The 6,320-nt window shown below is 65.7% G+C and carries 4 protein-coding genes and 1 pseudogene; all 5 read right to left on the reverse strand.

Annotated features, from left to right (window positions below; translation table 11 throughout):
* Positions 1-93: 93 nt before the first annotated feature.
* Positions 94-1,965, reverse strand: a complete 1,872-nt coding sequence (rho, locus tag VML93_RS36460; protein ID WP_325618421.1) for a transcription termination factor Rho — start codon at positions 1,963-1,965, stop codon at positions 94-96.
* 270 nt (positions 1,966-2,235) lie between these two features.
* A complete protein-coding gene (gene thrB, locus VML93_RS36465) occupies positions 2,236-3,189 on the reverse strand; it encodes a homoserine kinase (protein WP_325618423.1) in 954 nt (317 codons plus the stop codon).
* A gap of 11 nt (positions 3,190-3,200) precedes the next feature.
* Positions 3,201-4,283: a threonine synthase gene (gene thrC / locus VML93_RS36470; RefSeq protein ID WP_325618425.1), complete on the reverse strand. Its 1,083-nt coding sequence runs from the start codon at positions 4,281-4,283 to the stop codon at positions 3,201-3,203.
* A complete protein-coding gene (locus VML93_RS36475) occupies positions 4,280-5,605 on the reverse strand; it encodes a homoserine dehydrogenase (protein ID WP_325618427.1) in 1,326 nt (441 codons plus the stop codon). The genes thrC and VML93_RS36475 overlap by 4 nt, the downstream gene beginning before the upstream one ends.
* A 3-nt stretch (positions 5,606-5,608) precedes the next feature.
* Positions 5,609-6,320: pseudogene (locus tag VML93_RS36480) on the reverse strand (diaminopimelate decarboxylase); the annotation flags it as partial.

The following is a 6,320-nucleotide window of genomic DNA, read 5'->3' on the forward strand; positions in this document are numbered from 1 at the left end:
AAGTTGGTCCTGGGGTAGTCGACCGTCGATTATGCCAGGTCAACCTACATCACCCCAAACACTGGGCTGCGCGTGCGCATTCCCGGCGCGGGCCTAGTCGTTGTCCATCGATCCGGGTGTCGTCTTGGACACCTGAACCAGGAACTCGTAGTTGTTCTTGGTCTTGCGCAACTGCGACATCAGCAGGTCGATGGCCTGGTGGGAATCCAGACCCGACAAGACGCGGCGCAGCTTGTGCACGATGCCGAATTCGTCGGGCGAGAGCAGGAGCTCGTCCTTGCGGGTGCCCGAGGGGTTGACATCGACCGCGGGGAAGACCCGACGTTCGGATATCTTGCGATCCAGCTTGAGTTCTGCGTTGCCGGTGCCTTTGAATTCCTCGAAGATGACCGTGTCACCGGTGGATCCGGTTTCAACCATCGCGGTGGCGATGATCGTCAGCGATCCGCCTTCCTCGATGTTGCGCGCAGCACCCAGGAAGCGCTTGGGCGGGTACAGCGCGGTGGAGTCGACACCACCGGATAGGATGCGACCCGACGCGGGCGACGCGTTGTTGTAGGCGCGCCCCAGGCGGGTGATCGAGTCGAGCAACACCACGACGTCCTTGCCCTGCTCCACGAGGCGCTTTGCGCGCTCGATGGCCAGCTCGGCGGCCTGGGTGTGGTCGGACGGCGGCCGGTCGAAGGTGGAGGCGATGACCTCGCCCTTGACCGATCGCTGCATGTCGGTGACCTCTTCAGGTCGCTCGTCGACGAGCACGACCATGAGGTGGCATTCGGGGTTGTTTTTGGTGATCGCGTTGGCGATGTCCTGCAGGATCGTCGTCTTGCCGGCCTTGGGCGGCGACACGATCAGTGCGCGCTGGCCCTTGCCGATCGGCATGATCAGGTCGATGACCCGGGTGGTGAGCCGGTCCGGCGTGGTTTCCAGACGCAGCCGCTGGTTGGGGTACAACGGCGTCAATTTTGTGAAATCTGGCCGCTTCTTGGCGTCCTCGACCGATCCGCCGTTGACGCTGTCAAGGCGCACCAGCGGGTTGAACTTCTGCCGCTGGTTGGGCTGCTCGCCCTCCTTGGGCACCCGAACCGCACCGGTTACCGCGTCGCCGCGCCGCAAGCCGTTCTTGCGCACCATATTCATGGAGACGTAGACGTCGTGTGGGCCGGCCAGGTAGCCGGAGGTGCGGACGAAGGCGTAATTGTCGAGGACGTCAAGGATGCCGGCCACCGGCTGGACGACGTCATCTTCACGCAGTTCGGCGTCGGCGCCACCTTCGCCCGTTCGTTCACCGCGGCGGCGGCGGTCGCGGAACCGGCGTCCCCGCCGGCCCTGACGGCCCTCGCCGTCGTCATCTTGCTGGTTGGAGCCGCCCCGAGCCTGTTGTCCACCCGAGCCTTGTTGGTCTCCGCCCTGGTCACTGCCGGCGTCGGATTTGTTCTCGTCCGACTTTCCGTTCTCGTCCGACTTGGCGTCTTGTCGGCCCTTCTGGCGCCTGCCATCCTCGTCGGCGGTCGCGCCTTCGCGATCCGGTTCGGTGGCAGTGTGAGAAGCCGATCCCGCGTCCCGGGAGGCGCCACGGCGCTCGCGACGCGGCGCCTCGGCCGACGAATCGCTCTGCTCCTCTTTCTTGTCGTGCTCTTTGGCGGCCGGTGCTTCGGTAGCGGTCTCCGCCTTCGCAGTACCGGTGTCCTCAGGTGCCGGAGCTGATGGGGCACCGCCGGCGGATGCGCCGTTGGCCTGTCCCCGACTTTCCTGAATTGCGGCGATCAGTTCGTTCTTACGCATGCCAGACGTCCCTTTGACGCCGGCTCGATTCGCCAGCGCGCGCAGTTCGGGCAGCACCATGGTGGACAGGGAGCCGCCCGATGCAGCGGTCTTGACGTCTGAAGTGTCTGTGGTCACGGAATTCGACGGCGCACCGCCCTCGGTGCTTTCGCCAGCCGTGATGAGGTCCGTATCAGTCACGGATTTCCTTTCTTCCCCCGCTGATCAGGTCATACGAGGGGTTCGTTGCATTCAGCCAATTCGCCGAGTGCGCCCAATCATCGACTCTGCAACGCTGATCGCCAGGATTTGGCGGCTTAAAACGGCGAACCTCGTTCACGAGAAGAATTGGTAGTTGTCCTAGCGGTTAGGCAGTATGGATGCAGATGCAGATGCTGCGATTGCTGGACGGCTCCGAGGATAGCCCGCTTCACTGTCGGAAGCAAGCAAACCCACCGGCAAAGGCATGGATCAACTTGGGACTGTGACTCCCGGGCTCCAGCGAACTCCGTCGCCGGCGGTCATCGTGGTGATGTTGAATCCATTGGCCGAGCCGTACCGCAACGCTTCCATGGGCAGCTGCGACTCCGTGCTTAGCGCGATAATCGCAGGTCCCGCCCCGGAAAGTGTTGCTGCCAGGTTATGACGCCGCAGCAGCCGCAGATATTCCGCCGTTGCCGGCATCGCGGGGGCGCGTTGCGGCTGATGCAGCACGTCTTCCGTGGCGGCCATCAGCAGATCGGGCCGTTCGGATAGTGCCACCACCAGCAGCGCAGCACGGCTGACGTTGAACCGGGCGTCTTCATGGCTGACCTGCGTGGGCAGCAGCACCCGGGTCTCCGCCGTCGACGAGCGCTCCTCGGGAATCGCGAGGAAAAGCCGGATTTCCGGGTGCAGCCGCAGGGCTGCCGCCGAGTAGACAGGCTGATCGCCGCTGTGCTCGGTCCACGACACCACCGCTCCGCCCAGCACTGCAGCCGCGGCGTTGTCGGGATGACCCTCGAACTCCGAAGACAGCTGGATCAGCTGAGCTTCGCTCAGCGGCGTCGAATCGATCTGTGCGACAAGACTATTTGCCGCGGCCAGACCACCCACCACGGCAGCCGCCGACGAGCCCAGGCCGCGGGAATGCGGAATGGCGTTGCGGCAGCGCACCACCAGGCCGGAAGCGCTGACCTCCATGGCCTGCAGCCCACGCATGACCGCGCGCACTACCAGGTGGTCGGGACCCAACGGCACCTGGTTGGCGCCTTCGCCCTCGACCAGCACCACTAGAGCGGAATCTTGGGAATCTATTGTCTCGACCACGATCTCGTCGCTGAGGTTCAACGCCAAGCCGATGCTGTCAAAGCCCGGGCCGAGGTTCGCGCTCGACGCGGAAACGACCGCGCTTCCTACCAACCCGGCAGGCAGTTTCTGCGTCACCGCCTTGACCACTAGGCGAGCCCGAGCTTCTCGACGACGAGGACCGGATCAACCGGCAGCGGCGACACTTTCGGCATATCCTTCAGCGCCGTGTCGGGATCCTTGAGACCGTTGCCGGTCACCGTACACACCACCGTCGACCCGCGAGCCACCCAACCGTCGTCTATGGCCTTGAGCAGGCCGGCGATGCTGGCCGCGGACGCGGGTTCGACGAAAACGCCTTCGGCGCCGGCCACCAGGTGGTATGCGGCCAGGATCTCGTCGTCGGTGGCGGCAAGGAAGCGCCCGTCGGATTGCTGCTGGGCTGCGACGGCCGAGGCCCACGACGCCGGTGCGCCGATGCGGATCGCGGTAGCGATGGTTTCGGGGTGGCTCACCGGGTGGCCGAGCACCAAGGGCGCCGCCCCTGCGGCCTGAGTGCCGAGCATGCGGGGCAGCTTGTCGATCACGCCGTCGCGGTGATATTCGGTGTAGCCCTTCCAGTACGCGGTGATGTTGCCCGCATTGCCGACCGGCAGGGCATGAATGTCGGGTGGCGCGCCCAGCGCGTCGACGATCTCGAACGCCGCCGTCTTCTGGCCCTCGATGCGCACCGGGTTGACCGAGTTGACCAGGGATATGGTCGGGAAGTCGGCGGTCATCTTGCGGGCCAGCTCGAGGCAGTCGTCGAAGTTGCCGTCGATCTGGATGATCTTGGCGCCGTGCATAACCGCTTGCGCAAGCTTGCCCATCGCGATCTTGCCTTGTGGTATCAGCACCGCGCAGGTGATGCCGGCGCGGGCAGCGTATGCGGCCGCCGAGGCGGAGGTGTTTCCGGTCGATGCGCACAGCACGGCCTGTTGCCCGCGGGCGACCGCGTCGGTGACCGCCATCGTCATGCCGCGGTCTTTGAAGGAACCGGTCGGGTTGAGCCCCTCGACTTTGAGATGGATCGTGCAGCCGGTCTTTTCGGACAGCCTGGGTGCGGCGATCAGCGGGGTGCCACCCTCGAGCAGCGTTACCGGGGTCCAGTCGTCGCCGACCGGCAGCCGGTCGCGGTAAGCCGCGATCACACCCGGCCACGGTTGGTGGATGGCAGTCCGGGGGGCGCTCACAGCGTGGTTCCTTCCATGCGCAGCACGCTTGCGACCCGCTGCACCACGTCCAAGTCGGCAAGCGCCTCAACGGTTTCCGACAGTGCGGCTTCGGTGGCGTGGTGGGTGACGACCACGATGCGGGCCCCCACCCGTCGCCCTCCCTCGTCTACGACACCTTCTTGGCGGACCTCGGCGATGCTCACCTCGCGCTTGGCGAATTCGGCTGCCACTGCCGACAAGACGCCCGTCTTGTCAGCGACGTTCATGCTGACGTAGTAGCGCGTGGAGATGAAACCCATTGGCGCGATGGCAAGCTGAGCGTACTTGGATTCACGTGGTCCGCGGCTGCCCAGCACGCGGTTGCGGGCGGCCATCACGAGGTCACCGGTCACCGCCGAGGCGGTAGGGGCGCCGCCCGCCCCTTGGCCGTAGAACATCAAGCGTCCCGCCGCCTCGGCCTCGACCACCACCGCGTTGAACGCTCCACTGACCGAGGCAAGCGGATGCGACAAAGGCACCAGCGCCGGGTAGACCCGGGCCGAAACCCGTTGCTGACCTTCGTCGGTGGTGATGCGCTCGCAGATGGAGAGCAGCTTGATAGTGCAACCCAGCGCCCGCGCGGACACGAAGTCGGCGGGGGTGATCTTGGTGATGCCCTCGCGATGCACGTCATCGGCGGTCACCCGGGTGTGGAAGGCGATCGAAGCCAGAATCGCCGCCTTGGCGGCGGCATCGTAGCCTTCGACGTCGGCGGTGGGATCGGCCTCGGCGTAGCCCAGCGCGCTGGCATCGGCGAGGGCGCTGTCGTAGTCGGCGCCGGTGCTGTCCATTGCCGAAAGGATGTAGTTGGTGGTGCCGTTGACGATGCCGGCGACCCGCAGCACCGTGTCACCGGCCAAGGACTGGGTCAGCGGACGGATGACCGGGATGGCGCCCGCGACCGCCGCCTCGAAATACAGGTCGACATGCGCGTTTTCCGCGGCCTGTGCCAATTCGCCGGTGGAGGTGGACAGCAACGCCTTATTCGCCGTGACAACGGACTTGCCGCGCTCAAGCGCAGCCAGGATCGCCTTGCGGGCCGGTTCCACCGGACCCATCACCTCGATGACGATGTCGACGTCGTCGCGCGAAACGAGTTCTTCGATGTCGTCGGTGAGCATGCCGACCGGCACACCTCGATCGGCGGCTAGCCGGCGCACCCCGATGCCACGCAGCACCAGCGGAGCGCCGATGCGGGCCGCGAGATCCTCAGCGCTGTCCTCGATAATGCGGACAACTTCGCTACCGACATTGCCCAACCCGAGTACCGCTACGCCGACGGCGTTTTCGTCACCGGGCACGGTTCACCTCACTTCCAGACTCAGCAGATCGTCGACCGTCTCGCGGCGCAGGATCAGGCGGGCCCGCCCATCGCGCACCGCCACCACAGCGGGACGGCCGATCATGTTGTACCGGCTCGACAGCGAATAGCAGTAAGCGCCGGTCGCGGCCACCCCAACCAGGTCGCCGGGCTGTACATCGCCGGGCATCCACGCGTCGCGCACGACGATATCGCCACTCTCGCAATGCTTTCCGACGATGCGCGACAGCGTCGCCGGTGCATCGCTGAACCGCGAGACCAGCCGAACGTCGTACTGCGCGTCATACAGTGCGGTGCGGATGTTGTCGCTCATGCCGCCGTCGACGCTGACGTAACGGCGGTTCGCCGTGGCGCTCACGTCGACGTCTTTGACGGTGCCGACTTCATACAGCGTGATGGTGCCCGGCCCGGCGATGGCACGCCCGGGCTCGACCACCAGCTTGGGTGCAGGCAATCCGACGGCCGCGGACTCTTTGCTCACGATGGCGCTCAGCTTGCCGGCCAGCTCGGCTATCGGCGGCGGATCGTCCGGTGGCAGATACGAGATACCCAGACCGCCACCGAGATCGACGGTCGACAGCTGCGCCGTCTTCTCCGGACCGAATTCGCCGACCACCTCGCGCAGCAGGCCGATGACGCGGTGCGCGGCGAGTTCGAAGCCGTCGACCTCGAAGATCTGCGAACCGATATGGCTG

It is taken from the genome of Mycobacterium sp., assembly GCF_035499775.1.
Classification (GTDB): domain Bacteria; phylum Actinomycetota; class Actinomycetes; order Mycobacteriales; family Mycobacteriaceae; genus Mycobacterium.